The organism is Paracoccus thiocyanatus (genome assembly GCF_900156255.1).
Classification (GTDB): domain Bacteria; phylum Pseudomonadota; class Alphaproteobacteria; order Rhodobacterales; family Rhodobacteraceae; genus Paracoccus; species Paracoccus thiocyanatus.
In genome coordinates this window covers 95,823-120,716 of sequence record NZ_FTMK01000001.1, presented here as the reverse complement: position 1 = coordinate 120,716, position 24,894 = coordinate 95,823, and the positions used below count along the sequence as shown (strand labels likewise).

Here is a 24,894-nt window from a genome sequence, read left to right as displayed (position 1 = left end):
CGAATGCAACCGATCAGACTGATACGCGGCTTCCTTTCGGTCGGGGCATGGACGCTGGCCAGCCGGGTGGTCGGCTTCGTGCGCGACGTGATGATCGCCGCCTATCTGGGCACCGGCCCGGTGGCACAGGCCTATATCGTCGCCTTCACCCTGCCCAACATGTTCCGCCGCTTCTTTGCCGAAGGGGCGTTCAACACCGCCTTCGTGCCGATGTTCGCCAAGCGGCTGGAAAGCGGCGAAAACCCGCGCGGCTTTGCCGAAGAGGCGTTTTCGGGCCTGTTCTCGGTGGTGCTGGTCGTCTCGCTGATTGCGCATCTGGCGATGCCCTGGCTGGTGCTGATGCAGGCCGCGGGTTTTCAGGGTGACGAGCGGTTCCAGCTTGCGGTGATCTATGGCCGCATCTGCTTTCCCTATATCCTGTTCATCTCGTTGACCGCGCTTTTGTCGGGGCTGCTGAACGCGGGCGGGCGCTTCATGGCGGCGGCGGCCGCGCCGGTGCTGATGAACTTCATCCTGATCGCGGCCATGCTGCTGGCCGATTGGCGGGGCTGGGACATGGGACTGGCGATGGCCTGGTCCACCCCGGTTTCCGGCATTGCCCAGCTTGCCGCGGTCTGGTGGGCGGCCAAGCGCATGGGCTTTGCGCTGCGGCTGCGCCGGCCGCGGCTGTCGCCGGACATGCGCCGGCTGCTGGCGGTGGCGGCGCCCGCGGTGCTGGCGGGCGGCGTGGTTCAGGTCAACCTGCTGGTCGGCCGCCAGGTCGGCTCGTTCTTCGACGGCGCCATCGCCTGGCTGACCAATGCCGACCGGCTTTACCAATTGCCGCTGGGGGTCGTGGGCATCGCCATCGGCATCGTGCTGCTGCCCGACATCTCGCGCCGGCTGAAGAACGGCGACACGGATGGCGGCCGCCACGCCTATAACCGCGCCGCGGAATTTGCCCTGTTCCTGACCGTGCCGGCGGCCGTGGCGCTGGTGATCGCGGCCTATCCGCTGATCTCGGTGCTGTTCCGGCGCGGCGCCTTTCTGACCGCCGATGTGGGCCCGACGGCGCTGGCGCTGGCGATCTATGGGCTGGGCCTGCCGGCATTCGTGCTGCAAAAGGTGCTGCAACCCTTGTATTTCGCGCGCGAGGATACCCGCACCCCGTTCCGCTTTGCCGTCTGGTCGATGGTGGTCAATGCGGCGGTGGCGCTGGGTCTTGCGCCCTTTATCGGCTTTTCCGCCGCCGCCTGGGGCACCACCATCGCCGGCTGGACCATGGCCGCGCAGCTATGGCGCGGCACCCGCGCCTTTGGCGAGGCGGCCGCGCTGGACGCGCGGCTGCGCCACCGGCTGCCCCGCATCTGCGCCGCGGCCGCCATCATGGGCGCGGCGGTCTGGGGGCTGATTCTGGTCCTGGGGCCGGCGCTGGAACAGCCCGGCACCCGCTATCTGGCGCTGGCCGCGCTGGTCCTGGGCGGGCTTGCAACCTATGGCGGGGCGGCCTTGGCGCTTGGCGCCTTCCGCCCCTCGGACCTGCGGGCGGGCCTGCGCCGTCAGCGCTGACGGATCTGGCGCATCACCCGGCCGATCCCGCCCGGCACCAAGACGAAGGACAACAGAAAGCCGCAGCAAAACCCGGAGATCTCGGCGATCCAGGTCAGGCTGCCGTCCTGGAACAGGATGGCAAAGACCAGTTGAAAGGCCAGCAGCATGCCGATCAGGGTGAAGGCGCGCAGCCGGTTCGCGTTCTCTTGCCCGAGCCGGGTCCAAAGCAGGAAGGTAAAGGCGCCGACAAAGCCATAGACCGCCGGATAGCCGCCGATCAGCGCCTGGAACCGGACCTGCGGCAAAAGCCCGGCGGCCAGCGTATAGACCAGCGCGCCGCCGATGGCCGAACCAAAGAACAGCGCCACGACCGCCCAGGGCCGGAATTGGCTGGCGATCAGGTTGCCCAGGGCCAGGGTAAAGACGATCACGAACAGCGCGTGGGTCAGCGACAGATGCACGAAGGGATAGGTCAGGATACGCCAGCCTTGGTCGAAAAGGACGGTCCGCATCTGCCACAGCCGCAGCACCAGTTCGGGGATATAGGCGGTGCGCTCGACCGCGATCTGGCGCATGGCCAGCCCCGCCCCCTGCCCGCCGCTGACAAAGCCCATCTGGGCCAGGCCGAACACCGCCTCGCTGGCGATCATCGGCAGGGCGATCAACCAGACCACGGCGGGCACGGGGTTCAGGGGCGATTCATCATAGCCGGGACGCATCAGGGCTCCTTTCCAGTGGGCTGTTGCGCCCGAACGGGCCAAGAGGTAAGCCAGCCACCGGGATTTTCCAAGCAGGTAGTGCCATGACCACGAGCTTCGCCAAGCGCATCTTTTCCGGCATCCAGCCCTCGGGCGGGCTGACCTTGGGGAACTATCTGGGCGCGCTGAAACGTTTTGCCGACTATCAGGGCAAGGGGGCCGAGACGATCTATTGCGTCGTGGACCTGCACGCGATCACCGTCTGGCAGGAGCCCGAAAAGCTGCGCCACAACACCCGCGAGGTCGCGGCGGCCTTCATGGCCTCGGGCGTGGACCCCGAACTCTCGGTCCTGTTCAACCAAAGCCAGGTCGCGCAACACGCCGAACTGGCCTGGCTTTTCAACACCGTGGCGCGGGTGGGCTGGATGTATCGCATGACCCAGTTCAAGGACAAGGCCGGCAAGAACAGCGAAAATTCCAGCCTGGGCCTGTTGGCATATCCGTCGCTGATGGCCGCCGACATCCTGGCCTATCACGCCACCGCCGTCCCGGTGGGCGAGGATCAGAAGCAGCACCTGGAACTGACCCGCGACATCGCCGCCAAGTTCAACCACGATTATGGCGTCGATTTCTTCCCGATCACCGAACCGATGATCGAGGGCACCGCGACCCGCGTCATGTCCCTGCGCGACGGGTCCAGGAAGATGTCGAAATCCGACCCTTCGGATGCCAGCCGCATCAACCTGACCGACGATGCCGATGCCATCGCGCAAAAGATCCGCAAGGCGCGCACCGATGCCGAGCCGCTGCCGGGGTCGATGGAGGGGCTGAAGGACCGGCCAGAGGCCAGGAACCTGGTCAACATCCATGCCGCGCTGTCGGGCGAGACGGCCGACCAGGTGCTGGCCCGGTTCGAGGGCCAGGGCTTCGGCGCCTTCAAGCCGGCCCTGGCCGAGGTCGCGGTCGAGGCCTTGGCCCCGATCACCCGGCGGATGACCGAGTTCATGGCCGACCCGGCCGAGATCGACCGCATCCTGGGCCGCGGCGCCGGCCAGGCCGAGGCCATCGCCCGGCCGATCGTCGAACGCACCAAGGACATCATGGGCATGATCCGCTCGCGCTGAAACGCGGCGTTTTGCGAATGCTTCAATGACTTCCCGGCATGATGGGCTATGCTTCCCCCGTCCTGCCGCAAAACGGGAAACGCCATGCCTGACCAACTGTCGAGGATGCTCGGCGAACGCCCCTGGCTCTTGGCCGATGGCGCGACCGGGACCAATCTTTACAACATGGGCCTGGCACCGGGCCAGCCGCCGGACCTGTGGTGCGAAACCCATCCCGACCGGGTGCGGGCGCTGCACCGGCAGATGATCGCCGCGGGCGCCGACATCATCCTGACCAACAGCTTCGGCGCCAATGCCAGCCGGCTGCGGCTGGCCAAGGCGCAGGACCGGGTGGCCGCGCTGAACCGCGCCGCAGCCCGGCTGGCGCGCGAGGCGGCGACCGATGCCGGCCGCGCCGTGGTCGTCGCCGGCTCGGTCGGCCCCATCGGCGAGATCATGGCCCCCATGGGCCGGCTGACCGAGGCCGAGGCCACCGCCATGTTCACCCAGCAGGCACAGGCGCTGAAAGAGGGCGGCGCCGACCTGCTGTGGGTCGAGACGATCAGCGCCGCCGAAGAGATGCGCGCCGCCTCGCGCGCCGCCCAGGCCGCGGGCCTGCCCTGGTGCGGGATGATGAGTTTCGAGCCGGGCGGGCGCAGCATGATGGGGGTGACGCCCCCGCAACTGGCGGCGCTGGTCGAGCGGCTGCCGCATCCGCCGCTGGCCTATGGCGCCAATTGCGGCACCGGCCCGGCCGAGCTGCTGCTGGCCGTGGCCGGGTTCGCCGCCTCGGGCAACGAGCGTCCGCTGATCGCCAAGCCCAATGCCGGGGTGCCGCGCTATCAGGACGGCGGGCTGATCTATGACGCCACGCCCGAGGTGATGGCGGAATTCGCCGTGCTGGCGCGTGACCTGGGCGTGCGCATCATCGGCGGCTGCTGCGGCACCACGCCCGCGCATCTGGCCGCCATGCGCGATGCGCTGGTCGCCGCGCCGCGCGGCCCCCGCCCCTCGCCCGAGCGGATTTCGGCGCGCATCGCCCAGGCCATGGGGCCGGGCGAATAATCAAAACAGCGAAAGCTGGTCCCCTGCTTTGGGCGGCGGGGCAAAGCGGCTGCAATCCAGCGCCTCGACCGGGCCGTCAAGGCCCAGCCGCTTGCGTGCCAGGCGAAAGCGCTGGTGCAGCAGGTCTGCCTCGTGCCCCTCGCCCTGCATCCGGCTGCCAAAGCGCGGGTCGTTGTCGCGCCCGCCGCGCATCGCCTGCACGCGCGCCATGACATGCGCCGCCTTGCCGGGATGGTGGCGTTCCAGCCAGTCGCGGAACAAGGGCGCGACCTCTAGCGGCAGGCGGATGGGGATCATGCTGGCGGCCCGCGCCCCGGCATCGCGGGCGGCCTGCATGATCCGCTCCATCTCGTGTTCGGTCAGCACCGGGATCACCGGCGCGACCATGACCCGCACCGGCACTCCGGCATCGGCAAGTGCCTGGATCATGCGCAGCCGGGTTGCGGGGGCCGGGGCGCGCGGCTCCATCTGCCGTGCCAGTTCCACGTCCAGCGTGGTGATCGAGACCCCGGCCATCGCCTGTCCCCTGGCCGCCATGGCCCCCAGAAGATCGACATCGCGCATGACCGTCGCACCGCGCGTCACCAGCCCGACCGGGTGGTTCCAGTCATGCAGCACCTGCAAGCAGCCGCGCATGATGCCCAGCTTGGCCTCGACCGGCTGGTAGGGGTCGGTGTTGGTGCCAAAGGCGATGGGCGCGACCGCATAGCCGCGCCGCCCGATCTCGGCCGCCAGCAGCTCGGGCGCGTTGGGCTTGGCGGTGATGCGGGTTTCGAAATCCAGCCCCGGCGACAGGCCCAGATAGGCATGGCTCGGCCGGGCGAAGCAATAGATGCAGCCATGTTCGCAGCCGCGATAGGGGTTGATCGAGCGGTCGAACGATATGTCGGGCGAGCGGTTGCGCGTGATGATCGAGCGCGCGCGTTCGGGCGTGACCTCGGTGCGCAGCAATCCCTGTTCTTCGGGAATGTCCCAGCCGTCGGCCTCGCGCTCGGTCGCATAGGGTTCGAACCGCGCGGCCGGGCGGGTGTCGGCGCCGCGGGCGCGCAGAATCTCATCGGGATTTCGAGGCGGCAGGCTCATCCAGCCAGATTAGAACATTCCGCGAACATTTGCCAGAACGAACGGGCTGATCGGTGCCGGCGCCGCGTCCATGGGCAAGACGGCGCGCAAAAGCGCGGCCGGGCCTTTTCCCCCGTCGCCAGAGCGTCCATATTGAAAGACAGGAGGACGCCATGCCATTGCCGCATTTCCTGATCCTGATCCTTGTGGTGATCCTGGCCGGAGGGCTGACGGTCTGGGCGGCCAGCGCGGCTGGCATTCCGCTGTTCGCGCTTGGGCTTCTGGCGCTGGTGGCTGCCGCGATCGCGCATCTGACCATGCGCGATCACCGAAGCTAGGCTTCCGGCGCCACCTGGACGGGGGGCGCGGGAAAAGGGTCCAAGGGGCGCAATCGCCGCCCCTTTTCAGCGTTCAGGCGGCCGCGTCGCCGGCTTTTTCGGCGCTGGCCTTGATTGCGGAAAGTGCAGCTTCCTCGGTCCAGGCCCGTCCGGCGGCGCTGGGGTCTTCCAGCAGCGCCCAGGCCCAGGCCGGAACCCCGGCTTGCTGGGGATCATGGCTGACGCGCCCGACCGGCAGCTCATTGCGGCAGATCGTCCAGTCACCGGAAACGGTATTTCCGTCAATCACGGTCTGAATACGTGTCCACATGCGAGATCCTTTCTTGTCTTTTCGTTGATCGCCCTGCATGGCCGCGAAACGCGGAAAACACCAAGCGCGCGGGCGATGGTCGCAGCGCCGGACCGAATGCGAATCGGCGCATGAACAGGCTTGATGTCATCACGCAAACCTGACGGTTTCTTTAACCGGCATCGGCGTCCGCTGCAATGAACCATGGTCCTTTCAGCGGCGCGACGCCGCGGAAATTTGGCGAAACCATTATTTATCAACACTTTGCCGAAAGCCGCGATCTGGCCACAACGGGATCATCCTGGACGATTTTCCGGCGCGGACGGCGGAAATCGGGGCCGGCGGGCCGGCCGCCCGGTCCCGATCGGCCGGTCAATCGGCAATCAATTCCGTATCCCAATACAGGAAATCCATCCAGCTTTCATGCAGATGGTTGGGCGGGAAGCGCCTGCCGATGGCATGCATTTCCTGGGGCGTTGGCCGCAGCGGCGGCCGGCGCAGCTTCATCCCGGAATGGCGCAGCGACTTGTTGGCTTTTTTCAGGTTGCAGGGCGAACAGGCCGCGACGACGTTTTCCCAGCTTGTCCCCCCACCGCGCGAGCGGGGCACGACATGGTCAAAGGTCAGCTCCCCCTTGGCCCCGCAATACTGGCAGCAGAATTCGTCCCGCAGAAAAAGATTGAAGCGCGTGAAGGCCACGCGCTTCTGGGGTTTGATGTAATCCTTCAGCACCACGACCGAGGGGATGCGTATGGCATGATGCTGACTGCGCACCACCTCGTCATATTCGGCGATGATCTGGACCCGGTCCAGGACCACCGCCTTCACCGCCTCCTGCCAGGGCCATAGCGACAGCGGATAATAGCTGAGCGGCCGGAAGTCAGCGTTCAGCACCAATGCCGGATGGTGGCGCAAGAAAGAAGGCTCGCGCACGAACTGGGTTCGAAATTCGCCATGGTCGTCCAGCATCGGCCCCTCGCTCCGCCTTGCCCAGGACGGGTCAGAGATGGCAACGACTATATATCGCGGCACCGGGCTGACAAGTCCCCGAATATATGCTGGGCGCACAAATAGCCGCGGCCAATGACAGGCGCATGACAACTCATTGCGGCGCGGCGATTTTCATCAGCACCAGCCCGGCCACGATCAGCCCGGCCGCGAGCAGCCGCAGCGGATCGGCCGATTCGCCAAGCAGCGCCAATCCCAGCGCAAAGGCGCCGATCGCGCCGATGCCGGTCCAGATCACATAGGCGGTGCCAAGCGGCAGCACCTTCATGGACAGCGCCAGGAACCAGACGCTTGCGGCCATGCCGACAATCGTGATCGCGGTCGGCCACGGCCGGGTAAAGCCGTCGGATTGCTTCATGGAAAAGGCCCAGACCACCTCGAAAAGCCCCGCTACGGCCAGATAGATCCACGCCATGCCGTTCCCGCCCGTTCCTGTTTCGACCTGCAAGCTGTCGCGCGGGCCGGGGTCAAGGTCAAGCCGGGCTGGTCCCATCGCGCAAATGCAGGCAAGATGGCGGCATGTCGACACCGCCCAAACTGATCGGAACGCTGGAATCGGCGCTTTACGCCCAGGACCTGGACCAGGCCGCACGGTTCTGGACCAGCGTCATCGGCTTGGCCGAGATCGCCCGCGCGCCCGGCCGCCACGTCTTCTTTCGCTGCGGGGCGCAGGTTCTGCTGGTGTTTTGCGCCAGCGCCACGCGCGAGCCGCCCAGGCCCGACGCCCGCCTGCCGGTTCCGCCGCATGGCTGCGACGGTCCGGGGCATTTCTGCATGGCGGCGGAACCGGGCACGTTCGACGCCTGGCGCGCGCATCTGGAAGCGTCGGGGGTCGAGATCGAGGCCGATTTCATCTGGCCGCAAGGTGGCCGGTCGCTGTATTTCCGCGATCCGGCCGGAAACTCCATCGAGATCGCCGATCCCACGATCTGGGCCTGACCCGTCCGGCGGCGGCCGCGCCCCCGCGGGCTATGGCGCATAGCAGCGCAGGGAAACCAAGGGCGAAACCGGCCCCAGTCTTACAACCCCGCGGCGAACCGTTCCTTCAGAAAGGCCAGCGCCACCGACAGACCGTCGGGCGAAATGCCATGCCCGGTGTTCTTCATCACATGGCCATAGACGGTAAAGCCCGCCTTTTGCAGCGCATCGCCCGCGATCCCCATGCTTTCAAAGGGCACCATCGGGTCCTGGTCGCCATGGATCAGCAGCACCGGCGGCTTGACCCGCGCCTCGACCGGACGCTCGGGTTCCAGCAGCCGGCCCGAAAAGCCGACCACCCCGGCCATCTCCTGCTCGCGCTGCGGGGCGACGGCCAGCGCCATCATCGTGCCTTGCGAAAAGCCGACCAGCGCCAGCCGGTCCGCGGCCAGCCCCTCATCCGCCAGCACCTTGTCCAGGAAGGCGTTGATGTCCTGGAAGGATTGCGCCGCCCCGGCGCGGGCCTGCTCGTCGGTCGAGCCGTCAAGCCAGGGGATCGGAAACCATTGATAGCCCATGGGATTGTTCACGCAGGGCTCGGGCGCGTTCGGGGAATAGAAGGCGGTGCCCGGCAGATGCGGCGCCAGCGGGTCGGCCAGGCCCAGCAGGTCGGCCCCGTCGGCGCCGTAGCCATGCAGGAAGACCACCACCGAATCGGCCTGGCGCGGGCCCTTGCGTTCGGATTTCAACTCGCGCGGCATCTTGTCCCCCTTTCAGCGGACGCCCTCGCGCCCTTTCGCGACCCGGTAATAGGCCCAGAGCGCCCGCGCCGCAACCGCCCGCCACGGCCGCCAGGGCTCGGCCAGCAGGACCAGCGCCGCCGGGCGCGGGCGTTCGGGCAGGCCGTAAAGCAGCCGCGCCGCCTCGGCCAGCGCCAGGTCGCCCGAGGCGAAGGCATCGGCACGGCCAAGCGCGAATTTCAGATAGATGTCGGCCGTCCAGCGCCCGATGCCGGGCAAGGCGGTCAGCCGGGCGATCACCTCGTCATCGGGCAGCGTGCGCAGACCCGGCCAGTCAACGCCCGCCTGGGCGATGCCGCGCAGATAGCGGATCTTGGGCCGCGACAGGCCCAGGGCGCGCAGCGTCTCGTCATCCGCGGCGGCGATCCCCGCCTCGTCGGCCAGCCCAGCCGCGGCCATGCGCCCGGCGATGGCGCTCGCCGCCTGGGCCGAAATCTGCTGCGAGACCACGGCGTCGCGGATCGCCGTAAACCCTTCGGGCCAGCGCCGCAAGTCCAGCGGCAGCAGCGCCGGCAATTCCCGCGCCCAGACCGGGCAGGCGCGCATCAGATGCGCCGCGCCTTCCTCCAGATCGGCGGGGGCGCGGATCTCGCGCATCAGCCCTGCTCCTCGTCGGCCAGCCGCGCCTCTTCCTTCAGCCGGGTCTCGAAGGCCATCGAGATATGGTGCCGCAGCGCCTGTTCCGCCGCCGCGCCGTCATGGGCGGCGATGGCATCGACGATGGCCCGATGCTCGTCCAGCGTCACCACGTCGCGGCCCTGCGCCGCCAGGCTGGTGCGCGCCATCAAGGCCATGCTGCGATGCACCAGGTTCAGTTGCTGCACCAGATAGCGGTTGTGCGAGGCCAGGTGGATCTGGTGGTGAAAGCGGCGGTTGGCCCGCGCCAGGGCCTGCGGATCGCCCAGGATGGCGCGATCCTCGTCGACCATGCCGGCCAGCACGCGCACCTCTTCGGGGGTGGCGTGGCGGGCGGCCAGCCGGGCCGCCAGCGCCTCCAGCTCGGCGCGCACGGTGTAAAGCTCGGCCAGCTGGTTGTGATCCAGCGTGGCGACGATCAGGCTGCGCCCGTCGCGTTTCAGCATGGACTGGGTTTCCAGCCGTTGCAGCGCCTCGCGCACCGGGGTGCGCGACACGCCAAAGCGCTCGGCCAGTTCGGATTCGACCAGCCGGTCGCCGGGCCGATAGATGCCGTTGTCGATGGCCGACAGGATCAGGGAATAGGCGTCTTTCATGGGCGGCACGATCCCCGGTTGCAACGACGATTGCAAGCGCCATGCCGCCGGTCTAGGCAAGGGCCATGGAATTTCGCCATGTCACCACCTGGATCTTCGATCTGGACAATACGCTTTATGCGCCCGAGGTCCGGCTTTTCGGCCAGATCGAGCAGCGCATGACCGCCTTTGTCATGCGCGAATTGCGCGTGACCAAGGCCGAAGCCGACCGGCTGCGCAGCCATTACTGGCGCAAGCACGGCACCACCCTCGCCGGGCTGATGGCCGAGCATGGCGTCGATCCGCTGCCCTATCTGCGCGAAGTCCACGACATCGACTTCTCGGCGCTGACGCCCGACCCGGAACTGGCCGGGCTGATCGCCGCCCTGCCCGGCCGCAAGATCGTCCACACCAATGGCGACAGCGCCTATGCCGCGCGGGTGCTGGATCATCGCGGGCTGGCGGTCTTCGACGCCATCCACGGCGTCGAAGAGGCGGATTTCCACCCCAAGCCCGACCCGCGCGCTTATGCCGCAGTCCTGTCCGCCGAAGGCTTCGACCCCGCCCAGGCCGCCATGTTCGAGGACGATCCCAGGAACCTTGCGGTCCCGCATCAGCTTGGAATGCGGACGATTCTGGTCGGACCGGGCCGCCATGGCCCCGACGAACTGGCCCAGGATCACGACCACGGCCCGCATGTGCATCACCGCACCGGCGATCTTGGCGCCTTCCTGCGCGGGCTTGCCGCAGGCGGCGGGCTGGGTAAAATCTGAGGTTCCGCCGACAGCAAACCACAACACAGGGAACGCGCATGTCCGAACCACTCACCCCCGCCCAGGCCCGGTCCGAGGCCCGCACCGCAACCTTCCTCTATCTCTTCGCGCTGATGGTCGTCGTGCTGGCGGTGGTCGGCATCCTGATCTGGGGCCTGCCGGCGCTTGGCCTGATCGGGCTGGCGGGAACCGTGCTGATGTTCGTGATGCTCGCCGCCTATGCGGCCGGGTTCTGACCCGGCCGACCCCGCAACGCAGCCCTCTTTCCCAACCCCGGCCCGGACATGCAGATCGACGATACCGACATTCTTGTCTCCGGCGGCGGCATCGCCGGGCTGATCGCGGCCGCGGCCTTTGGCAGCAAGGGGCATAGCGTCACCTGCGTCGACCCCGCGCCGCCCGTGACCGAAGAGGGCGCCCAGGGCTCCGACCTGCGCAGCACCGCCTTTCTGCATCCCTCGATCGCGGTGTTGCGGGCGGCGGGGCTGTGGGACCGCCTTGCCCCCCATGCCACGCCATTGCAGGTGATGCGCATCATCGACGCCGGCGGAAAGCTGGCGCAGGCGCGGCTAAGCCGGGAATTCGACGCCGCCGAAATCTCGGACCAACCTTTCGGCTGGAACCTGCCGAACTGGCTGTTGAAGCGGGAAATCTCGGCCCGCCTGACCGAATTGCACAATGTCCGCTTCCTGCCCGGCACCGGCACCGCAGCCCTGCTGGCCCGCGATGCCGAGGCGCTGGCGACGCTGACCGACGGCCGCCGCATCCGGGCCCGGCTGGTGATCGGCGCCGACGGGCGCAACTCGCCCACCCGCGAAGCGCTCGGCATCGGCACGCGGACGCTGCGCTACGGGCAAAAGGCGCTGGCCTTCGCCGTCACCCATGAACGCCCGCATGACAACGTCTCGACCGAGATCCACCGCTCGGGCGGCCCCTTCACGCTGGTGCCGCTGCCCGACCGCGACGGCAAGCCCTCCTCTGCCGTGGTCTGGATGGAGCGGGGGCCGGAAACCGCGCGCCTGCGCGCCCTGCCACGCGAGGCATTCGAGGCCGAGCTGAACCGCCGCTCGGCCGGCGTTCTGGGCCATCTGACCCAGGCGACGCGGCTGACCGAATGGCCGATCATCAGCCAGATCGCCGACCGCTTCACCGGCCCGCGCACGGCCCTGATCGCCGAGGCGGCGCATGTCGTCCCGCCCATCGGCGCCCAGGGCCTGAACATGAGCCTTGCCGATCTGGCGGCGCTGATCGACCTTTCCGCGGGCGATCCGGGCAGCGCCCGGTCGCTTGCCGCCTATGAACGCCGCCGCCGCCCCGAGGCGCTGGCCCGGCTTCTGGGCATCGACGCGCTGAACCGCGCCAGCATGATCTCGGCCCGGCCCCTGCGCGACCTGCGCGCCGCGGCCCTGGGCGGGCTCTATGCCGCCCCGCCGCTGCGCCGCGTCATGATGCGCGCCGGCCTGGGCGTGAGCTGAGCCACTTTCACCGTTTCCCAAATACTCATCCGGCCGCGCCCCCTGGCGCGACCCGGCTTCTTCGGTCCCCCAATACCCAAGCGACCGCGCCGCCGGCCCCGCCCTTCCCGGCTGGCGCGCGCCCGCGCAATCTGCCAGATAACGGTCATGGCCAAACCGATCTCCGCCTTCACCTGCACTGCCTGCGGTGCCAGCCACCGCAAATGGGCCGGCCGCTGCGACGCCTGCGGCGCCTGGAACACCATTATCGAGGAAGCGCCGCTGTCCCAGGGTCCCGGCCGCGGCCTGGGCACGCTCAAGGGCAAGCCGATCCCGCTATCGGGGCTTGCCACGCAAGAGGCGCCGCCGCCGCGCGCCCATTCGGGCATTGCCGAGCTTGACCGGGTGCTGGGCGGCGGGCTGGTGCCCGGCTCGGCCATCCTGGTCGGCGGCGATCCGGGCATCGGCAAGTCCACCCTGCTCTTGCAAGCCGCCGCGGCCTTTGCCCGCGCCGGCCAGCAGGCGATCTATGTCTCGGGCGAGGAAGCCAGCGCCCAGGTCCGCATGCGCGCGCAGCGCCTGGGGCTGGGCGACGCGCCGGTGCGGCTGGGCGCCGAGACCGCCTTGCGCGACATCCTGACCACGCTGGATGCCGAGCGGCCCGATGTCGCGGTGATCGATTCGATCCAGACGCTCTGGTCCGACCGGATCGAGGCCGCGCCCGGTTCGGTCGCGCAGGTCCGCGCAGCCGCGCATGAACTCGTGACCTTCGCCAAGCGCCGCGGCACCGCCGTCATCCTGGTCGGCCATGTCACCAAGGAGGGGCAGATCGCCGGCCCCCGCGTGGTCGAGCATATGGTGGACACCGTGCTTTATTTCGAGGGCGAGCGCGGCCACCAGTTCCGCATCCTGCGCGCCCACAAGAACCGCTTCGGCCCGGCGGACGAGATCGGCGTCTTCGAAATGACCGGCGGCGGGCTCTCCGAAGTCGCGAACCCTTCGGCGCTGTTCTTGTCCGAACGCGGCGAGGCCAGCGCCGGCTCGGCGGTCTTCGCCGGCATCGAGGGCACCCGCCCGGTGCTGACCGAGGTGCAGGCGCTGGTCGCCCCCTCGACATTGGCAAGTCCCCGCCGAACCGTGGTGGGGCTGGACGGCGGCCGGGTCTCGACCATCCTGGCGGTGCTCGAGGCGCGCTGCGCCATCCCCTTTGCCGGCCTTGACGTTTTTCTCAACGTCGCCGGGGGGATGCGCGTCAACGAGCCCGCCGCCGACCTGGCCATCGCCGCAGCCCTGCTGAGCGCGCGCGAAGATGTCGCGCTGCCCGCCGAGGCGGTGCTTTTCGGCGAGATCAGCCTTTCCGGCGCGCTGCGGCCGGTGGCGCAGGCCGAAAACAGGTTGAAAGAGGCGCAGAAACTTGGTTTTTCACGGGCAATCCTGCCTTCGGCCACCAAGGTCGAGGGCTTGGCCGCGATGCGGATCGACCGTATCGCGGATCTGACTGGTTTCGTGGGCGAGACATTCGGCGCCGGATGATCTTGTTCCCAAGCGCGGACAAAGCCGCAAAAGGGGCGTGAAATGGACGGATTCACCATCATCGACGGCATTGTCGCCGTCGTGATCATCCTCTCGGCGATCCTGGCCTATGCGCGCGGCTTCGTGCGCGAATCGCTGGCGATCCTGGGCTGGATCGGCGCGGCGGTGCTGGCCTTCATCTTCGCGCCGACGGTGCGGCCGATGGTGGCGCAGGTGCCGGGGCTGAACAAATTCCTGGCCGACAGTTGCGAACTGGCCACCATTGCCGGCTTTGCCGCGGTCTTTGCCCTGGCGCTGGTGCTGTTTTCCATCATCACGCCGCTGTTCTCGTCGGTCGTGCAGCGGTCGGCGCTGGGGGGCGTGGACCAGGGCATGGGGTTCCTGTTCGGCGTGGCGCGCGGCATCCTGCTGGTCGCCATCGCCTTCATCGTCTACGACCGGGTGATGACCAGCCAGCCGGTCGCGGTGGTGGACAATTCCCGCTCGGCCCAGGTGTTCGAGCGGATGCGCGGCCAGATGGACCAGCAGATCCCGCAGGACGCGCCGGGCTGGGTCGTCAGCCGCTATGAACAACTGGTGCGCAGCTGTGCCCCCACCGGCCAGCCGGTCGACGCGCAGACGCCGCCCCCCGCCCCGGCCGCACCTGCGAATTAAGGCCATATAGCCTTTTTGTGACATAAATCGTCCCCTGGATCGGCCGGGGGGCGTGACTTCGTCGGCCCGACACCCTAGATTGACGTCGAGCCCTCCCGTAGACAGCCCCGGAATAGCCCCAAGAGTCGGTGATGATGCAGCCATTCCTTGCCCATCCCTTCGATTCCGACCGCCTGCATGAAGAATGCGGCGTGTTCGGCGTGATCGGAGTGACGGATGCCGCCAATTTCGTCGCATTGGGGCTGCATGCCTTGCAGCACCGCGGGCAGGAGGCCGGCGGCATCATCGCCCATGATGCCGAACACGGCTTCAACAGCGCCCACCGCTTTGGCTATGTGCGCGACAATTTCACCAAGCAGGGCCTGATGGAGACGCTGCCCGGCTCTCTTGCCATCGGCCATGTCCGCTATTCCACCGCCGGGACCAAGGCGGCGACCGCGATCCGCGACGTGCAGCCCTTTTTCGGCGAATTCGCCATGGGCGGCTGCGCCATCGCGCATAACGGCAACATCACCAATGCCATGGCGCTGCGCCGCGAACTGATCGAGCGCGGCTCGATCTTCCAGTCCTCGTCCGACAGCGAATGCATCATCCATCTGATGGCAAGGTCCATCCAGCGCAACATCCCCGAACGGATGAAGGATGCGCTGCGCCGGGTCGAGGGCGCGTTCAGCGTCATCGCCATGACCCGCACCAAGCTGATCGGCGTGCGCGACCCCTTGGGCGTGCGGCCGCTGGTGCTGGGCCGGATCGGCGATGACGGTTTCGTGCTGGCGTCGGAAACCTGCGCGCTCGACATCATCGGCGCCGAGTTCCTGCGCGAGATCGAGCCGGGCGAAATGGTGGTGATCTCCAAGGGCGAGATCGAAAGCTCGCGCCCCTTCGGCCCCTCGACCGGCCGGTTCTGCATCTTCGAACATGTCTATTTCTCGCGCCCCGATTCGATCATCGGCGGCCGTTCCGTCTATGAGACGCGGCGCCAGATCGGCGTGGAACTGGCGCGCGAGGCCCCGGTCGATGCCGACCTTGTCTGTCCCGTGCCCGACAGCGGCACCCCGGCCGCCATCGGCTATGCCCATGAAAGCGGCATTCCCTTTGGCATGGGCATCATCCGCAACCAATACATGGGCCGGACCTTCATCGAGCCGACCGAGCAGATCCGCAATATGGGCGTGCGGCTGAAGCTGAACGTGAACCGCGCGCTGGTCAAGGGCAAGCGGGTGGTGCTGGTGGACGATTCGGTGGTGCGCGGCACGACCAGCCGCAAGATCAAGGACATGATCCTGGATGCCGGCGCGGCCGAGGTGCATTTCCGCATCGCCAGCCCGCCGACCGCCTGGCCCTGCTTTTACGGCGTGGACACCCCCGACCGCGACAAGCTTCTGGCCGCGCAGATGTCCGAGGCAGAGATGCGCGACTGGATCGGCGTCGACAGCCTGGCCTTTGTATCGCTGGACGGGCTTTATCGCGCCGTGGGCGAGCCGCAGGGCCGCAACAAGTCCTGCCCGCAATATTGCGACGCCTGTTTCTCGGGCGAATATCCGGTGGCGCCCTTTGACCAGTTGGAACGCGGCTTCCGCATGAAATCCAACTGTGCGGCGCGTTCGGTCACCGGCCACGCCGCCGAGTGATCGCGGCAGCCGGGACGGCGGATGTTGACGAAGGCGGGGATTTTCTCCGCCTTTTTCATGTCCGCCCCCTGCCATTTGCCGGTCAGATGCGGCCGACCTGTTCGGGCAGGATGACGGTAAAGCGACTGCCCTGCCCGCGTTCGCTTTCGATGCGCAGCCGGCCGCGGTGGCGGTTCACGATATGCTTGACGATGGCCAAACCCAGCCCGGTGCCGCCCTGTTCGCGTGAACGATGCGTGTCGACGCGATAAAACCGCTCGGTCAGGCGCGGCAGGTGCTGGGGGTCGATCCCCTCGCCCTGGTCGGCGACGCAGACCGACCAGGCAGGGCCGCGCAGCACCGGCTCATGCGCCAGCCGTTCCAGCGTCACGGTCGCCACCCCGCCGGCGGCACCGTATTTCACCGCATTCTCGATCAGGTTGTGAAAGACCTGCACAAGCTGGTCGGCATCGCCCGGCACCATCACCTGCCCGTCGGCGCCCTGCATCTCCAGCCGCACCTGGGCCGCGGCGGCGGCCGGGGCCAGCGTCGCCGCCACGCCGCGCAGCAGCGCCGCCAGGTCCAGGCCTTGCGCGGGGCGGCGGCGCTCGTCCTGTTCGACCCGGCTTAGCGACAGAAGATCGGCGACCAGCCGGTTCATCCGCCCCGCCTCGCGCTCCATGATGTCCAGGAAGCGGTCGCGGGCGGCGGGGTCGTTGCGGGCCGGGCCGCGCAAGGTTTCGATGAACCCCATCAGCGCCGTCAGCGGCGTGCGCAGTTCATGGCTGACATTGGCGACGAAATCGCGGCGCATCTGTTCGATTTCCTCGTCGCGGGAACGGTCCTCGATCGCCACCGCGGCCCCGGTCAGGCCGGGCGCCGCCAGGGCCGTGACCGTCACCTCGCAGAACATCCGCCGATCGGCCGCGCCCAGGGCGACATTCAGCCGGGCGCGCTCTTGCCCCGAAAGAACCGCCTCCAGCGCCGCGTTGACTTCAGGATGACGCAGCACGGTGACAAAGGGCCGCCCGCCCGGCACCGCGCCCAAAAGCGCCTCGGCCGCCTCGTTGGCGCCGATGATGCGCGCCTGGCCGTCCACCGCCAGCATGGCCACCGGCACGCCGCGCAAAAGCGCATGCAGCCGCGTCTCGATCATCCTTCGAATGCGGCGGTCAGCCCGGCGCGAAAGCGCGCGGCGTTGCGGCGATAGCCTTCGGCCGATTTCAGCAGCCGCGCCCGCGCCGTCTCGTCCAGTTCGCGCACCACCTTGCCGGGCGCGCCCATGACCAGCGAACCGGGCGGGATCACCTTGTTTTCGGCCACCAGCGCACCGGCGCCGATCAGCGAGCCGGCGCCGATCCGCGCCCCGTTCAGGATGATCGCGCCCATGCCGATCAGCGCGCCGTCCTCGATGGTGCAGCCATGCAGGATGGCCCGGTGGCCGATGGTGCAGTTCGCGCCGATGCTCAGCGGAAAACCGATATCGGTATGACAGACGACCAGGTCCTGCACGTTCGAATTGCGGCCGACGCGGATTTCCTCGTTATCGCCGCGCAGCACGGCGCCGAACCAGACGCTGGCGCCCGGTTCCAGCACGACCCGGCCCATAAGCTGCGCATCCGGCGCCACCCAGGCGTCCGCGGCGATTTCTGGCGCGATACCGTCCAGATCCCAGATCATGCGTTTTCCTCTTCCATGAGGGCGCGGACAAAGGGGCCCAGTCCCACCTGCCGGGCCCGGCGCATCCGCTCGGCTTTCAGGATGGTCTTCAGCGCCTCGACGCTGCGCTCGACGTCGTCATTGACGATGACATAGTCGTATTCCGCCCAATGGCTGATCTCATCGCGGCTTTTGCGCATGCGGGCGGCGATGACCTCGGGCGCGTCCTGCTGGCGACCGACCAGCCGGCGCTCCAGCTCGGCCAGGCTGGGCGGCAGCACGAAGATCGACACGACATGCCCGCCCAGCGACGAGGCGCGGATCTGCTGCCCGCCCTGCCAGTCGACATCGAACAGCGTATCGCGCCCCGCCCGCATCGCCTCTTCGACCGGGGTGCGGGGGGTGCCGTAGAAATTGCCGAAAACCTCGGCATGTTCCAGCATCTCGCCCGCGGCGACCATGGCGCGAAATTCGGCGGCGCTGCGAAAATAGTAATGCTCGCCCTCGGCCTCGCCGGGACGCGGCTTGCGGGTGGTGGCCGAGACGGAAAAGCGCAAGCCAGGATCCCAGTCCATCAGCCGCCGCGCCAGCGTCGACTTGCCCGCCCCCGAGGGCGAGGACAGGATCACCAGAAGTCCGCTCCGCTCCATCTCCATCGCGCCTGCCCCATGCCGTTCCAGCGCCGCCTGAATGGCCCCGCCCACGGGCCGGGTCAAGCCCCCGCGCCGCCGCCTGGGGCCGGGTTTTTAACCATCGGGAAAGAATTCGCTCGGCAGGCGGAAAGGAAAGGTCTAGATTTCCAGCAGTACCATGTTGCACGGTTGGGCGGTCAAGGCGAGGCGGATGTCGGACGATCAGGGACAGGACGGGAACCCCCCGCACAAGCCCGGCCCGCCGCATGGCCGGCCCGGCAGGCTGCTGCGGCTTTCCGATTACGAACCCGTGCAGATGGACCGCATCCTGGGCGAGTTGCGCGGCTATTGGGAAGGGCTGCGCCACGGCCGCGCCATCCCCGACCGCGCCGACGTCGAGCCACGGGGGATTCGCCGGTCCCTGGACTATGCCTTTATCCTGGAACGCATCGCCCCCGGCGCGGCCCGCTTCCGGCTGGCCGGACGCCACCTTGTCGACCTGATGGGCATGGAGGTGCGCGGCATGCCGCTTTGCGCCCTGCTGAATACCAGTTCGCGCGGCCGGCTTTCGGACGTTCTGGAAAGCGTGTTCCGCGCGCCGCAAATCGCCGAACTGGCGCTTGGCTCTCCGGCCGGCTATGGCCGCCCGGCGCTGGTCGGGCGGATGCTGCTGTTGCCGCTGCGATCCGACCTGGGGGATGTGACACGCGCCCTTGGCGGGCTGGTGGCCGAGGGCGAGATGGGCGAAAGCCCGCGCCGCTTCGACCTGGTTTCGGATGCCGAATTCCCGGTCATCCCCGGCGCCAGGGTGCTGGAGCCGTCGCCGTCGCATCCGGGCTTTGCCGATGCGCCGCAGCGGTGGAAGGGGCGGCCGGACCAGGACGCCCCGCCCGATGACGGCAGCCCCGCCGCGCGCCGCGCCCGCTTTCGCGTGATCAGCAACGGCAAGCCGGGCCAACCCCGCCCGCCGCGGTCCTGACCCGCGCGGGCGGCGGCCTGGCCGCGCGCCGGGCCGGTCAGCCGGCCTTGACCTGCCTGTTGCCGTTGATGCGGCGGTTGTGCAGTTCCTCGGCCACCAGGAAGGCCAGCTCCAGCGACTGGCTGGCATTCAGCCGCGGGTCGCAGGCGGTGTGATAGCGGCTCGACAGGTCCTCGTCGGTGACGGCGCGCACGCCGCCGGTGCATTCGGTGACGTCCTGGCCGGTCATCTCGAAATGCACGCCGCCGGGGATGGTGCCTTCGGCGCGGTGGACGGCAAAGAACTCGCGCACTTCGCGCAGCACCGAATCGAAGGGCCTGGTCTTGAAGCCCGAGGCCGACTTGATGGTGTTTCCATGCATCGGGTCGCAGGACCAGACGACATTCGCCCCCTCTTCGCGCACGGCCTTGATCAGCCGCGGCAGGTGGTCGCCGACCGAACCGGCGCCAAAGCGCGCGATCAGCGTCAGCCGGCCCGGCTCGTTTTCCGGGTTCAGCCGCGCCAGCAGCGTCTTGAGGTCGCTGTCGCTGATCGAGGGGCCGCATTTCAGCCCGATCGGGTTCTGCACGCCGCGGCAGAACTCGACATGCGCGCCGTCGACCTGGCGGGTGCGGTCGCCGATCCAGATCATGTGGCCCGAACCCGCGACCGGCAGGCCGGTGGTCGAATCGATGCGCGCCAGCGCCTCTTCATATTCCAGCAGCAGGGCTTCGTGGCTGGTGTAGAAATCCACCTTGCCCAGGTCATGCGCGGTTTCCGAAGTCACGCCAGCCGCCGCCATGAAGGCCATGGCGTCGCTGATCCGCTCGGCGATGTCGCGATAGCGCGCGGCTTCCTCGCCGCCGGTGAAATCGCTGATCCAGCTTTGCACCCGGTGGATGTCGGCATAGCCGCCGGTCGAAAAGGCGCGCAGCAGGTTCAGCGAGGCCGCCGCCTGGGTATAGGCCGCCAGCATCCGCTGCGGGTCGGGGATGCGCGCTTCGGGGGTGAAGTCGAAGCCGTTGATGATGTCGCCGCGATAGCTGGGCAGTTCCTGTTCGCCCATCGTCTCGGTGGGGGTGCTGCGCGGCTTGGCGAACTGGCCGGCCATGCGGCCGACCTTGACCACCGGCAATTGCGCGCCCCAGGTCAGCACCACGGCCATCTGCAACATGACCTTGAAGGTGTCGCGGATGTTGTCGGCGGAAAATTCGGCAAAGCTTTCCGCGCAATCGCCGCCCTGCAACAGGAAGGCGCGGCCGTCCGCGACCTGCCCCAGCGCGGCCTTGAGCCGGCGCGCCTCGCCGGCAAAGACCAGCGGCGGGTATTTGGCAAGCTGCGCCTCGACCGCGGCGATGGCGGCCTGGTCGGGATAGTCCGGCATCTGGACGCGCGGATAGGCGCGCCAGCCGCGCTTGTCCCAAGCCTTTGCCGGGGTCGCGGGGCTGGAATTGTTCGGTGCCATGATCCTGTCCTTCCGTAGCAAGCGGTGCGTGCCATATAGAACGTGCAGGACCAAAGGAAAAGCCTTGCAAGCGCCGCGATTGCCTGCTGATCTGGCGCGAATTGCACATGCGCGACCGACATGCCAGAGCCCGTTCCAGCAGTCATTCCAGTTTCGGAACCGCCGGCGCCAGGGGCAACCGGAACGCGGCGCTATGTCTTCCTGCTGCTGGACCGCTTCACCATGGTTTCCTTTGCCGCCGCGATCGAGCCGCTGCGACTGGCCAACCGGCTTGCGGGGCGGGCGCTTTACGATTGGCGGCTGATCGGCGAACGGGCCGAGGCCGCCACCTGCTCGAACGGGGCGCGCATCCTTCTTGACGGCCCGCTGGCCGAGACGCGGCGCGACGATACGCTGCTGGTCTGCGGCGGGCTGGATGTCGAGCGCGCGGCCAGCCGGCCGGTGCTGGCCTGGCTGCGCCGAGAGGCGCGGCGCGGCACCCGCATCGGCGCGCTTTGCACCGGCGCCTGGGTGCTGGCCGAGGCCGGGCTGCTGGACGGCCGCCGCGCGACCATCCATTGGGAAAACCAGGACGGCTTTGCCGAGCGGTTTCCCGATGTGACGCTGATCCGCACCGTCTTTGTCGAGGACGGCAACCGGCTGACCGCCGCCGGCGGCACCGCCGCCATCGACCTGATGCTGCACCAGATCGCCCGCGACCATGGCGCGGCATTGGCGGGCCGCGTGGCCGACCAGTTGATCCATGCCGCCATCCGGTCGGAACAGGATCACCAGCGCATGTCCAGCCCCGGCCGGATGGTCGCCCGTCACCCCCGCCTGGCGCAGGTCCTGGCCCGGATGGAAGCCAATATCGAGGATCCGGTCAGCCCGGCGCGGCTGGCCGCCGAAGCGGGGCTGTCGCCGCGGCAACTGGAACGGCTGTTCGCGCGCCATCTGGGCCGCTCGCCCAAGCGGCATTACATGGAACTGCGCCTGGAACGCGCACATCACCTGCTGCGCCAGACCCGGATGAGCGTGATGGAGATCGCGCTGGCCTGCGGCTTCGGCTCGGCGGCGCATTTTTCGAAATGCTACCGTGCGACCTATGGCTGCACCCCCTATCGCGAACGGGGCGCGGCCGCTGCCCAATAGCCGGTCTTCCGTTGCGGCACAGCGCCGGAATTGCCGTTTTATCCAGCCGCCAACACGCTTTTCTTTTCATTCGGGCGCTTATAACCTGTCAGACAGGACAATGTTCCACTCAGGGAGACGACTGATGAAAAAGCTTCTTCTGGCCAGCGCCGCCGGAGCCTTGCTGGCCGGCGCAGCCGGTGCCGAGGAAATCAAGATGGGCATCTCTTTGGGCCTGACCGGCCCCCTGGAATCCATCGCGCCAGCCATGCAGAAGGCCGCGGAACTGGCGATGAAAGAGGTCTCGGACAGCGGCAAGCTGCTGGACGGCTCGACCGTGACGCCGGTGGTGGCGGACAACACCTGCATCGACGCGGCCGCCTCGGTCGCCGCCGTCACCCGCCTGGTCACTGCCGAAGGGGTCCGGGGCGTCATGGGCGGCATGTGTTCGGGCGAAGCGATCGCCTCGCTGGAACAGGTGGGCGTGCCGCAGGGCGTAGTGATGATCTCGCCCTCGGCGACCTCGCCGGCGCTTTCGACCATCGACGACAAGGGCTTCTTCTTCCGCACCTCGCCCTCGGACGCGCGCCAGGGCGAAGTCATGGCCGATATCGTGCTGGAACGCGGCATCAACAGTGTCGCCGTGACCTATACCAACAACGACTATGGCAAGGGCCTGGCCGACAGCTTTGCCCAGGCCTACAAGGACAAGGGCGGCGAAATCACCGTGGTTTCGGCCCATGACGACGGCAAGGCCGACTATTCGGCCGAGGTCGCGGCGCTGGCCGCGGCGGGCGGCGATGCGCTGGTCGTCGCCGGCTATGCCGACCAGGGCGGCTCGGGCGTTATCCAGGGTTCGCTGGACACGGGCGCCTTCGAAACCTTCGTGCTGCCCGACGGGATGGTGAACCAGACCCTGGCCGACAAGTTCGGCGCGCAGTTGGAAACCTCGTTCGGCCAGAACCCCTCGGCCGAGGGCGAAGGCCATGACAAGTTCGCCGAACTCGCCACCGCAGCGGGCTTCGACGGCACCTCGGCCTATGCCGGCGAATCCTATGATGCCAGCGCGCTGATGCTTCTGGCCATGCAGGCCGCCAAGTCTTCGGACCCCAAGGTCTATAAGGACAAGGTGATGGAAATCGCCAACGCCCCCGGCGAAAAGATCTATCCGGGCGAACTGGCCAAGGGGCTGGAACTGCTCGCCGCAGGCACGGATATCGACTATGTCGGCGCCACCTCGGTCGAGCTGGTCGAACCGGGCGAAAGCGCCGGCGTCTATCGCGAGGTGGATTTCAAGGGCGGCAAGCTGAACGTGGTCAGCTATCGCTAAGGTCGCCCGATCAGGAAGGGTCCGGGTTTCCGGGCCCTTTTCTTAAAAAGAAACAATCCCGTAAGGGTAATCCTTCATGCATCGCATGAAGCTGGGGAGCATTATGATCCAGGTCCACGACCTGCACAGGCATTTCGGAGGCTTCCGCGCCGTGGACGGCGCCAGCCTGACCATCGAAAAAGGTTCGATCACCGGCTTGATCGGCCCGAACGGCGCCGGAAAATCCACCCTTTTCAACGTGATCGCCGGGGTTTTGAAACCGACTTCCGGCCGCGTCACCATGGCGGGCGAGGATATCACCGGCCTGCCGCCGCATGAACTGTTCCACAAGGGGCTGTTGCGCACCTTTCAGCTTGCGCATGAGTTTTCGTCGATGACGGTGCGCGAGAACCTGATGATGGTCCCCGGCGGCCAATGCGGCGAGACGCTGCTGAACACCTGGCTGCGCCGCGGCCGCATCCGCGCCGAGGAACGCGCGCTGCGCAAAAAGGCCGACGAGGTGCTGGAGTTCCTGACTATTTCCCATGTCGCCGACGAAAAGGCCGGCAACCTGTCCGGCGGGCAAAAGAAGCTGCTGGAACTGGGCCGCACCATGATGGTGGATGCCCGGATCGTGTTCCTGGACGAGGTCGGCGCCGGGGTGAACCGCACGCTGCTGGGCACCATCGGCGATGCCATCGTGCGGCTGAACAAGGAGCGCGGCTATACTTTTTGCGTGATCGAACACGACATGGATTTCATCGGCCGGCTGTGCGACCCGGTGATCGTCATGGCGGCGGGCAAGGTCCTGGCCCAGGGCAGCGCCTCCAGCATCATGAAGAACGAGGCGGTGATCGAAGCCTATCTTGGCACCGGGCTCAAGAACAAGGTCGCGGCCGAAGTGGCCGAGGAAGCCGCCTTTGGCGAAAGCCACGGCGCCCAGCCCGGCCTGGGGGCCGAGGCGGGCCAGGGCGGCGACGGCAAGCCGGCGGGGGGAATGTGATGGCAGAACCCTATCTTTCCGCCACCGCCATGCGCGGCGGCTATGGCAAGGCCGACATCCTGAACGGCTGCACCCTGACCGTGGACAAGGGGCAGATCGCGGTGATCGTCGGCCCGAACGGCGCCGGCAAATCCACGGCGATGAAGGCGGTCTTCGGCATGCTGGCCCTGCGCGAAGGCCGCGTGACGCTGGCGGGCGAGGATATTACCGGCCTGACCCCGCAAGAGCGGGTGCGCAAGGGCATGGGCTTCGTGCCGCAGACCCACAACATCTTCCCGACCATGACGGTCGAGGAAAACCTGGAAATGGGCGCCTATATCCGGCAGGACGATTTCACCGGCACCCTTGAACAGGTCTATGACCTGTTCCCGGCCGTGGCCGACAAGCGCAAGCAGAATGCCGGCGAATTGTCGGGCGGCCAGCGCCAGCAGGTCGCCGTCGGCCGGGCGCTGATGACCCGGCCCAGCCTCTTGATGCTGGACGAACCGACGGCGGGCGTCAGCCCCATCGTCATGGACGAGCTTTTCGACCGCATCATCGAGGTCGCCCGCACCGGCATTTCCATCCTGATGGTGGAACAGAACGCCCGGCAGGCGCTGGAAATCGCCGATATCGGCTATGTGCTGGTGCAGGGCGCCAACCGTTACACCGACAGCGGGCAGGCTTTGCTGGCCGACCCCGAGGTCCGCCGCACCTTCCTGGGGGGCTGAAA

At 67.9% G+C, this 24,894-nt stretch carries 28 protein-coding genes; 16 read left to right on the top strand and 12 right to left on the bottom strand.

All coding sequences use genetic code 11. From position 1 onward, the window contains the following. Positions 1 to 3: 3 nt before the first annotated feature. Positions 4 to 1,548 carry a murein biosynthesis integral membrane protein MurJ gene (gene murJ, locus F3H32_RS00535; protein ID WP_149763443.1) on the top strand — a complete coding sequence of 515 codons (1,545 nt, stop codon included), beginning with the start codon at positions 4 to 6 and terminating at the stop codon, positions 1,546 to 1,548. Here the strand turns inward: murJ and F3H32_RS00530 are convergent. Beyond that, the gene (locus tag F3H32_RS00530; RefSeq protein WP_149763441.1) at positions 1,539 to 2,249 is read right to left on the bottom strand and encodes a rhomboid family intramembrane serine protease; all 711 of its coding nucleotides are present in this window, start codon (positions 2,247 to 2,249) and stop codon (positions 1,539 to 1,541) included. The genes murJ and F3H32_RS00530 overlap by 10 nt on opposite strands. A gap of 83 nt (positions 2,250 to 2,332) precedes the next feature. Between F3H32_RS00530 and trpS the strand changes: the two genes are divergently transcribed. Together trpS and bmt are read left to right on the top strand one after the other, a co-directional pair. After that, entirely contained in the window at positions 2,333 to 3,352 is a 1,020-nt protein-coding gene (gene trpS, locus F3H32_RS00525; RefSeq protein WP_149763440.1) for a tryptophan--tRNA ligase, read from the top strand. 84 nt (positions 3,353 to 3,436) lie between these two features. After that, the gene (bmt, locus tag F3H32_RS00520) at positions 3,437 to 4,396 is read left to right on the top strand and encodes a betaine--homocysteine S-methyltransferase (protein ID WP_149763438.1); all 960 of its coding nucleotides are present in this window, start codon (positions 3,437 to 3,439) and stop codon (positions 4,394 to 4,396) included. Here bmt and F3H32_RS00515 read toward each other — a convergent pair whose 3' ends face one another. Then, complete coding sequence (locus F3H32_RS00515) at positions 4,397 to 5,479, bottom strand: PA0069 family radical SAM protein (RefSeq protein WP_149763436.1); 1,083 nt, start codon at positions 5,477 to 5,479, stop codon at positions 4,397 to 4,399. Between the two features lie 152 nt (positions 5,480 to 5,631). Between F3H32_RS00515 and F3H32_RS17630 the strand changes: the two genes are divergently transcribed. After that, complete coding sequence (locus tag F3H32_RS17630; protein WP_188128546.1) at positions 5,632 to 5,796, top strand: hypothetical protein; 165 nt, start codon at positions 5,632 to 5,634, stop codon at positions 5,794 to 5,796. Positions 5,797 to 5,869: 73 nt separating this feature from the next. Here F3H32_RS17630 and F3H32_RS00510 read toward each other — a convergent pair whose 3' ends face one another. From F3H32_RS00510 to F3H32_RS00500, 3 genes are all read right to left on the bottom strand, one after another. After that, positions 5,870 to 6,145 carry a hypothetical protein gene (locus F3H32_RS00510; protein ID WP_223191303.1) on the bottom strand — a complete coding sequence of 92 codons (276 nt, stop codon included), beginning with the start codon at positions 6,143 to 6,145 and terminating at the stop codon, positions 5,870 to 5,872. Positions 6,146 to 6,457: 312 nt separating this feature from the next. Next, positions 6,458 to 7,054, bottom strand: a complete 597-nt coding sequence (locus F3H32_RS00505) for an HNH endonuclease (protein WP_149763434.1) — start codon at positions 7,052 to 7,054, stop codon at positions 6,458 to 6,460. A 133-nt stretch (positions 7,055 to 7,187) separates the two neighbouring features. Beyond that, on the bottom strand, positions 7,188 to 7,586 hold the full coding sequence (locus F3H32_RS00500) for a DMT family transporter (RefSeq protein WP_394349601.1): 399 nt from the start codon (positions 7,584 to 7,586) through the stop codon (positions 7,188 to 7,190). A gap of 26 nt (positions 7,587 to 7,612) precedes the next feature. On the opposite strand from F3H32_RS00500, the gene F3H32_RS00495 reads away from it, so the two are divergent. Continuing rightward, positions 7,613 to 8,032, top strand: a complete 420-nt coding sequence (locus tag F3H32_RS00495) for a VOC family protein (RefSeq protein WP_149763430.1) — start codon at positions 7,613 to 7,615, stop codon at positions 8,030 to 8,032. Positions 8,033 to 8,112: 80 nt separating this feature from the next. Here F3H32_RS00495 and F3H32_RS00490 read toward each other — a convergent pair whose 3' ends face one another. Genes F3H32_RS00490 through F3H32_RS00480 form a run of 3 tightly spaced genes read right to left on the bottom strand, consistent with a single transcriptional unit; the run spans position 8,113 to position 10,043 of the window. Then, a complete protein-coding gene (locus F3H32_RS00490; protein WP_149763428.1) occupies positions 8,113 to 8,772 on the bottom strand; it encodes an alpha/beta hydrolase in 660 nt (219 codons plus the stop codon). Between the two features lie 12 nt (positions 8,773 to 8,784). Next, a complete protein-coding gene (locus F3H32_RS00485) occupies positions 8,785 to 9,408 on the bottom strand; it encodes a DNA-3-methyladenine glycosylase family protein (RefSeq protein ID WP_149763426.1) in 624 nt (207 codons plus the stop codon). Further along, on the bottom strand, positions 9,408 to 10,043 hold the full coding sequence (locus tag F3H32_RS00480) for a GntR family transcriptional regulator (RefSeq protein ID WP_149763424.1): 636 nt from the start codon (positions 10,041 to 10,043) through the stop codon (positions 9,408 to 9,410). The genes F3H32_RS00485 and F3H32_RS00480 overlap by 1 nt, the downstream gene beginning before the upstream one ends. A gap of 65 nt (positions 10,044 to 10,108) precedes the next feature. Between F3H32_RS00480 and F3H32_RS00475 the strand changes: the two genes are divergently transcribed. The 6 genes from F3H32_RS00475 (at position 10,109) to purF (ending at position 16,067) form a co-directional block, all read left to right on the top strand. Next, the gene (locus tag F3H32_RS00475; protein ID WP_149763422.1) at positions 10,109 to 10,795 is read left to right on the top strand and encodes a pyrimidine 5'-nucleotidase; all 687 of its coding nucleotides are present in this window, start codon (positions 10,109 to 10,111) and stop codon (positions 10,793 to 10,795) included. Between the two features lie 38 nt (positions 10,796 to 10,833). Continuing rightward, entirely contained in the window at positions 10,834 to 11,031 is a 198-nt protein-coding gene (locus F3H32_RS00470; RefSeq protein WP_149763420.1) for a hypothetical protein, read from the top strand. A gap of 48 nt (positions 11,032 to 11,079) precedes the next feature. Beyond that, a complete protein-coding gene (locus tag F3H32_RS00465; protein ID WP_149763418.1) occupies positions 11,080 to 12,270 on the top strand; it encodes a UbiH/UbiF family hydroxylase in 1,191 nt (396 codons plus the stop codon). A gap of 147 nt (positions 12,271 to 12,417) precedes the next feature. Continuing rightward, entirely contained in the window at positions 12,418 to 13,782 is a 1,365-nt protein-coding gene (gene radA / locus F3H32_RS00460; protein WP_149763416.1) for a DNA repair protein RadA, read from the top strand. Positions 13,783 to 13,824: 42 nt separating this feature from the next. Further along, positions 13,825 to 14,436, top strand: coding sequence for a CvpA family protein (locus tag F3H32_RS00455; protein WP_149763414.1), 612 nt, complete (start codon positions 13,825 to 13,827; stop codon positions 14,434 to 14,436). A 134-nt stretch (positions 14,437 to 14,570) separates the two neighbouring features. After that, the gene (gene purF, locus F3H32_RS00450) at positions 14,571 to 16,067 is read left to right on the top strand and encodes an amidophosphoribosyltransferase (RefSeq protein ID WP_149763741.1); all 1,497 of its coding nucleotides are present in this window, start codon (positions 14,571 to 14,573) and stop codon (positions 16,065 to 16,067) included. An 82-nt stretch (positions 16,068 to 16,149) separates the two neighbouring features. On the opposite strand, the gene F3H32_RS00445 is transcribed toward purF, so the two are convergent. The 3 genes from F3H32_RS00445 to gmk are packed head-to-tail and all read right to left on the bottom strand — an operon-like array spanning position 16,150 to position 18,355. Next, positions 16,150 to 17,202: an ATP-binding protein gene (locus F3H32_RS00445; protein WP_149763412.1), complete on the bottom strand. Its 1,053-nt coding sequence runs from the start codon at positions 17,200 to 17,202 to the stop codon at positions 16,150 to 16,152. Continuing rightward, positions 17,199 to 17,726, bottom strand: a complete 528-nt coding sequence (locus F3H32_RS00440; RefSeq protein ID WP_149763410.1) for a gamma carbonic anhydrase family protein — start codon at positions 17,724 to 17,726, stop codon at positions 17,199 to 17,201. Before F3H32_RS00440 ends, F3H32_RS00445 begins: the two co-directional genes overlap by 4 nt. Beyond that, positions 17,723 to 18,355 carry a guanylate kinase gene (gmk, locus tag F3H32_RS00435; RefSeq protein ID WP_188128553.1) on the bottom strand — a complete coding sequence of 211 codons (633 nt, stop codon included), beginning with the start codon at positions 18,353 to 18,355 and terminating at the stop codon, positions 17,723 to 17,725. Before gmk ends, F3H32_RS00440 begins: the two co-directional genes overlap by 4 nt. A gap of 193 nt (positions 18,356 to 18,548) precedes the next feature. Here gmk and F3H32_RS00430 point away from each other — a divergent pair, with 193 nt between their 5' ends. Next, positions 18,549 to 19,316, top strand: coding sequence for a PAS domain-containing protein (locus F3H32_RS00430; RefSeq protein ID WP_149763408.1), 768 nt, complete (start codon positions 18,549 to 18,551; stop codon positions 19,314 to 19,316). Positions 19,317 to 19,353: 37 nt separating this feature from the next. Here the strand turns inward: F3H32_RS00430 and F3H32_RS00425 are convergent, their stop codons facing one another. Then, the gene (locus F3H32_RS00425) at positions 19,354 to 20,760 is read right to left on the bottom strand and encodes a class II 3-deoxy-7-phosphoheptulonate synthase (RefSeq protein ID WP_149763406.1); all 1,407 of its coding nucleotides are present in this window, start codon (positions 20,758 to 20,760) and stop codon (positions 19,354 to 19,356) included. Between the two features lie 120 nt (positions 20,761 to 20,880). On the opposite strand from F3H32_RS00425, the gene F3H32_RS00420 reads away from it, so the two are divergent. From F3H32_RS00420 to F3H32_RS00405, 4 genes are all read left to right on the top strand, one after another. Next, a complete protein-coding gene (locus tag F3H32_RS00420; protein WP_149763404.1) occupies positions 20,881 to 21,891 on the top strand; it encodes a GlxA family transcriptional regulator in 1,011 nt (336 codons plus the stop codon). Positions 21,892 to 22,015: 124 nt separating this feature from the next. Further along, positions 22,016 to 23,200, top strand: coding sequence for an ABC transporter substrate-binding protein (locus F3H32_RS00415; RefSeq protein WP_149763402.1), 1,185 nt, complete (start codon positions 22,016 to 22,018; stop codon positions 23,198 to 23,200). Between the two features lie 103 nt (positions 23,201 to 23,303). Then, positions 23,304 to 24,182 (top strand): ABC transporter ATP-binding protein, encoded by an 879-nt coding sequence (locus tag F3H32_RS18170; protein ID WP_149763400.1) that lies wholly within the window; start codon positions 23,304 to 23,306, stop codon positions 24,180 to 24,182. Then, positions 24,182 to 24,892, top strand: coding sequence for an ABC transporter ATP-binding protein (locus tag F3H32_RS00405; protein ID WP_115756299.1), 711 nt, complete (start codon positions 24,182 to 24,184; stop codon positions 24,890 to 24,892). The genes F3H32_RS18170 and F3H32_RS00405 overlap by 1 nt, the downstream gene beginning before the upstream one ends. The last annotated feature ends 2 nt before the right edge of the window (positions 24,893 to 24,894 follow it).

Bases quoted from the DNA above. Each gene is read 5' to 3' on its own strand.
- murJ (WP_149763443.1), top strand. From the start codon at position 4: ATGCAACCGATCAGACTGATACGCGGCTTCCTTTCGGTCGGGGCATGG.
- F3H32_RS00530 (WP_149763441.1), bottom strand. From the start codon at position 2,249: ATGCGTCCCGGCTATGATGAATCGCCCCTGAACCCCGTGCCCGCCGTG.
- trpS (WP_149763440.1), top strand. From the start codon at position 2,333: ATGACCACGAGCTTCGCCAAGCGCATCTTTTCCGGCATCCAGCCCTCG.
- bmt (WP_149763438.1), top strand. From the start codon at position 3,437: ATGCCTGACCAACTGTCGAGGATGCTCGGCGAACGCCCCTGGCTCTTG.
- F3H32_RS00515 (WP_149763436.1), bottom strand. From the start codon at position 5,479: ATGAGCCTGCCGCCTCGAAATCCCGATGAGATTCTGCGCGCCCGCGGC.
- F3H32_RS17630 (WP_188128546.1), top strand. From the start codon at position 5,632: ATGCCATTGCCGCATTTCCTGATCCTGATCCTTGTGGTGATCCTGGCC.
- F3H32_RS00510 (WP_223191303.1), bottom strand. From the start codon at position 6,145: ATGCAGGGCGATCAACGAAAAGACAAGAAAGGATCTCGCATGTGGACA.
- F3H32_RS00505 (WP_149763434.1), bottom strand. From the start codon at position 7,054: ATGCTGGACGACCATGGCGAATTTCGAACCCAGTTCGTGCGCGAGCCT.
- F3H32_RS00500 (WP_394349601.1), bottom strand. From the start codon at position 7,586: ATGGGACCAGCCCGGCTTGACCTTGACCCCGGCCCGCGCGACAGCTTG.
- F3H32_RS00495 (WP_149763430.1), top strand. From the start codon at position 7,613: ATGTCGACACCGCCCAAACTGATCGGAACGCTGGAATCGGCGCTTTAC.
- F3H32_RS00490 (WP_149763428.1), bottom strand. From the start codon at position 8,772: ATGCCGCGCGAGTTGAAATCCGAACGCAAGGGCCCGCGCCAGGCCGAT.
- F3H32_RS00485 (WP_149763426.1), bottom strand. From the start codon at position 9,408: ATGCGCGAGATCCGCGCCCCCGCCGATCTGGAGGAAGGCGCGGCGCAT.
- F3H32_RS00480 (WP_149763424.1), bottom strand. From the start codon at position 10,043: ATGAAAGACGCCTATTCCCTGATCCTGTCGGCCATCGACAACGGCATC.
- F3H32_RS00475 (WP_149763422.1), top strand. From the start codon at position 10,109: ATGGAATTTCGCCATGTCACCACCTGGATCTTCGATCTGGACAATACG.
- F3H32_RS00470 (WP_149763420.1), top strand. From the start codon at position 10,834: ATGTCCGAACCACTCACCCCCGCCCAGGCCCGGTCCGAGGCCCGCACC.
- F3H32_RS00465 (WP_149763418.1), top strand. From the start codon at position 11,080: ATGCAGATCGACGATACCGACATTCTTGTCTCCGGCGGCGGCATCGCC.
- radA (WP_149763416.1), top strand. From the start codon at position 12,418: ATGGCCAAACCGATCTCCGCCTTCACCTGCACTGCCTGCGGTGCCAGC.
- F3H32_RS00455 (WP_149763414.1), top strand. From the start codon at position 13,825: ATGGACGGATTCACCATCATCGACGGCATTGTCGCCGTCGTGATCATC.
- purF (WP_149763741.1), top strand. From the start codon at position 14,571: ATGCAGCCATTCCTTGCCCATCCCTTCGATTCCGACCGCCTGCATGAA.
- F3H32_RS00445 (WP_149763412.1), bottom strand. From the start codon at position 17,202: ATGATCGAGACGCGGCTGCATGCGCTTTTGCGCGGCGTGCCGGTGGCC.
- F3H32_RS00440 (WP_149763410.1), bottom strand. From the start codon at position 17,726: ATGATCTGGGATCTGGACGGTATCGCGCCAGAAATCGCCGCGGACGCC.
- gmk (WP_188128553.1), bottom strand. From the start codon at position 18,355: ATGGAGCGGAGCGGACTTCTGGTGATCCTGTCCTCGCCCTCGGGGGCG.
- F3H32_RS00430 (WP_149763408.1), top strand. From the start codon at position 18,549: ATGTCGGACGATCAGGGACAGGACGGGAACCCCCCGCACAAGCCCGGC.
- F3H32_RS00425 (WP_149763406.1), bottom strand. From the start codon at position 20,760: ATGGCACCGAACAATTCCAGCCCCGCGACCCCGGCAAAGGCTTGGGAC.
- F3H32_RS00420 (WP_149763404.1), top strand. From the start codon at position 20,881: ATGCCAGAGCCCGTTCCAGCAGTCATTCCAGTTTCGGAACCGCCGGCG.
- F3H32_RS00415 (WP_149763402.1), top strand. From the start codon at position 22,016: ATGAAAAAGCTTCTTCTGGCCAGCGCCGCCGGAGCCTTGCTGGCCGGC.
- F3H32_RS18170 (WP_149763400.1), top strand. From the start codon at position 23,304: ATGATCCAGGTCCACGACCTGCACAGGCATTTCGGAGGCTTCCGCGCC.
- F3H32_RS00405 (WP_115756299.1), top strand. From the start codon at position 24,182: ATGGCAGAACCCTATCTTTCCGCCACCGCCATGCGCGGCGGCTATGGC.